This window comes from Streptomyces rubellomurinus (genome assembly GCF_000961885.1).
GTDB lineage: Bacteria > Actinomycetota > Actinomycetes > Streptomycetales > Streptomycetaceae > Kitasatospora > Kitasatospora rubellomurina.
Map to the genome: position 1 here is coordinate 1 of NZ_JZKH01000219.1, position 2,042 is coordinate 2,042.

Annotated in this window: 1 protein-coding gene and 1 pseudogene; both read left to right on the top strand. The window is 74.7% G+C overall.

Features of this window, described 5'->3' with window-relative positions:
- Positions 1–1,725, top strand: a 1,725-nt coding sequence (locus VM95_RS37355) for a GMC family oxidoreductase (protein WP_208615608.1), incomplete at its 5' end; no start/stop codon positions are given.
- A pseudogene (locus tag VM95_RS37360) lies at positions 1,722–2,042 on the top strand (enolase C-terminal domain-like protein); the annotation flags it as partial. The gene VM95_RS37355 and the pseudogene VM95_RS37360, both read left to right, overlap by 4 nt.

The window sequence follows — 2,042 nt, forward strand, 5'->3', positions numbered from 1 at the left end:
GCGCCGCCCGCCACCGACCCCGGCCGCCACTCCCGGCTGCGCGCCGCCGCCGAGACCGTACGGGCCAACGCCGCCGCCGAGCGCGAAGTCCGGCGCACCAACGCCTCCGCCTGGCTGCTGCCCCGCGACGGGCGCGGCTTCGACCACACGCTGCTGCGCGACATGCGGCGCTACGACGACACGGACGAGGTGGACCTGCTGATCGTCGGCTGCGGCGCCGGCGGTGCCACCCTGGCCCAGCGGATGGCCCGCCGGGGCTGGCGCGTCGTCGTGCTGGAGGCCGGGCCGTTCTGGGACCCGCTCACCGACTGGGTCAGCGACGAGGCCGGCTCGCACCACCTGTACTGGACCGAGCCCCGGGTCATCTCCGGCACCGACCCCGTCCCGCTCGGCTCCAACAACTCCGGCCGGGGCGTGGGCGGTTCGATGGTCCACTTCGCCGGCTACGCACCCCGCTTCCACCCCTCCGACTTCCGCACCCACACCCTCGACGGCGTCGGCGCCGACTGGCCGATCGGCTACGCCGACCTGCGCGACTCCTACCGCCGCCTGGAGTACGAACTCCCGGTCGCCGGCCAGTACTGGCCCTGGGGCGAGCCGCACCCCTACCCGCACCCGCCGCACCCGGTCGGCGGCAACGGCGAGGTCTTCCTGCGCGGCGCCGCCGCCCTCGGCATCCAGGCCCGGGTCGGCCCCGTCGCCATCACCAACGGCCGCTTCGGCCGCCGCCCGCACTGCGTCTACCGGGGCTTCTGCCTCCAGGGCTGCAAGGTCAACGCCAAGGCCTCCCCGCTGATCACCCACGTCCCCGACGCCCTCGCCCACGGCGCCGAGATCCGCGCCGACTGCATGGCCGCCGCCGTCGAACTCGACCACGACGGCCTCGCCCGCGGCGTCCGCTACTTCCACCACGGCCGCGAACACCTCCAGCGGGCCCGCACGGTGGCCGTCGCCGGCTACGCCATCGAAACCCCGCGCCTGCTCCTCAACTCCGCCTGCCCGCGCTTCCCCGAGGGCCTGGGCAACGACCACGACCTCGTCGGACGCTACGTCATGGTGCAGGGCGCCCCGCAGACCTCCGGCCGCTTCGAGGAGGAGATCCGCGCCCACAAGGCCCCGCCGCCCGAGGTCTCCACCGAGCAGTACTACGAGACCGGCGCCGACCGGCCCTACCGGCGCGGCTTCACCATCCAGAACATCTCGCCGCTGCCCATCACCTGGGCCGAACACGTCGTCGCCCAGGGCCACTGGGGCACCGACCTGCGCACCTACCTCTCCGACTACGTCCACTGGGCCACCCTCGGCGCGATGGCCGAACTGCTGCCCCAGGCGGACAACCGGGTCACCCTCGCCGCCGAGACCGACCGGCACGGCCTGCCCGTCGCCGAGTTCGCCTTCTCCCAGTGCGACAACGACCGGATGCTGATCCGCGCCGCCCGCACCGTCATGGAGGACATCCTGCGCGCCGCCGGCGCGAGCGAGGTCATCACCATCGACCGCTACGCCCACCTCGTCGGCGGCTGCCGGATGGCCGACCGTCCCACCGCCGGCGTGGTCGACCACCGGCTGCGTTCCTTCGCCGTGCCCAACCTGCTCATCACCGACGGCAGCGTCCTGCCGACCCAGGGCAGCGCCAACCCCGCGCTCACCATCATGGCCCTGGTCGACCGCGCGGCCGGCCTGCTCGCCGCGGGCGAGCGCTGCGGACTGCGGGCACCGGGATGAACGAGATCGAGCGGATCGGCGTCCGCGTCTACACCGTCCCCACCGACGCCCCGGAGGCGGACGGCACGATCGCCTGGGACCACACCACGCTCGTCCTCGCGGAGGCCGGCAGCGGCCCCCGCACCGGCATCGGCTGGACCTACGGCGCGCCCGCCACCGCCGCCGTCATCCGCGACGAACTCGCCCCGCTGCTCACCGGCCGGGACCCGCACGACACCAGCGGAGCCCACGAGGCCATGAACCGGGCCGTCCGCAACACCGGCCGCCCCGGGCTGGTCGCCGGCGCGATCTCGGCCGTCGACCTCGCCCTGTGGGAC